Here is a 1,073-nt window from a genome sequence, read left to right as displayed (position 1 = left end):
ACAACGTCATCATTGTCTGACTTCATCACCTCTAACTGAGAGGGCTGATAGCTGTACTGGTTCACAAGAAGTGCCATCGCCAATGTTTGAATCATCCCGTCTTGACTCATTGATAAATGATTCTCTAAGGTTCCTTTGACCTCTATCAGATGGTTAGCTTGATGAATGACCTTGATGGCCTCCTCAAATGCTTTTGTCACTTGTTGCTTCTGCTCCTCACTACTTTCTGTATAAGGATGCTCTAACTTCAATTTAGCCGTTCGATAGTTCTTTTCATCTGCTGTTTCCTCTTTAGCAGATGATGAATCTTTGTTTTTGGTCTTTTCTGAGATACGTTCTGTCCGAAGGGAGTTATGAATACTCTCCTTATACTTAGAAAATATACCAAACCCTGCAAAAAACAGTAGTAGAACAATAACAATCACCATAATGATATTCTCCCTAATCCATTTAAACATGACATTCCTTCTTTTCTTTATTTAATGTTAGGCTCTTTGCCATCAGGGTAAGCATAATGGAAACCATCTGATTTTTGTGTTTCTGGACGAACAACACGATAGTTCCATGTATCAATGACTCCGTAATAATTTGCACCTGACAAAGGAGTATTTTGCTCAACGATTAAGATTGAACCATCTTCAAACACATGACAGACGATGCCAGTATGATTTGCGGCTGTATGAGTTGAAAAAATAGCGCCACGTTTAGGATCTGTTTTTGTGCTATTGCCAAAACGAGTACTTGCCCAAGCACTAGCCTGCTTATCTCCATTACCAACTACCGTACCTGAGTAGCCCCACAATTGATTACCTAAACTCACGGTTAAATCTACACATTGTCCCGAGTGTTCAACCCAACCAGCTGGTCCTTTATAAGTTAAACCATTCTTCGATGGATCAATAATATATTGCTTCAGACTATCTGGAAGGTCATCTGGCTTATATCCCCAAGCTGTCGCATCGGCTGGAACAGTTCCCGTTCCATCTGTTGCACTTGCTGAAGAAGAATCGCTACAAGCCTTGCTATCGTTGCTGGTAAAGGTATCTGAGGGTGCATTTTCTCCAGATGAGGCT

The 1,073-nt window shown here is 40.7% G+C and carries 2 protein-coding genes; both read right to left on the bottom strand.

Annotation, left to right across the window (positions count from 1 at the left end; genetic code table 11):
• On the bottom strand, positions 1 to 458 hold a 458-nt coding region (locus AALA56_RS10090), incomplete at its 3' end, for a hypothetical protein (RefSeq protein ID WP_369909901.1).
• Between the two features lie 17 nt (positions 459 to 475).
• On the bottom strand, positions 476 to 1,073 hold a 598-nt coding region (locus AALA56_RS10085), incomplete at its 5' end, for a CHAP domain-containing protein (RefSeq protein ID WP_369909900.1).

Origin of the sequence: Streptococcus hyointestinalis (assembly GCF_041225505.1) — a bacterium.
GTDB lineage: Bacteria > Bacillota > Bacilli > Lactobacillales > Streptococcaceae > Streptococcus > Streptococcus hyointestinalis_B.
This window is presented reverse-complemented; position numbering and strand designations above follow the sequence as displayed.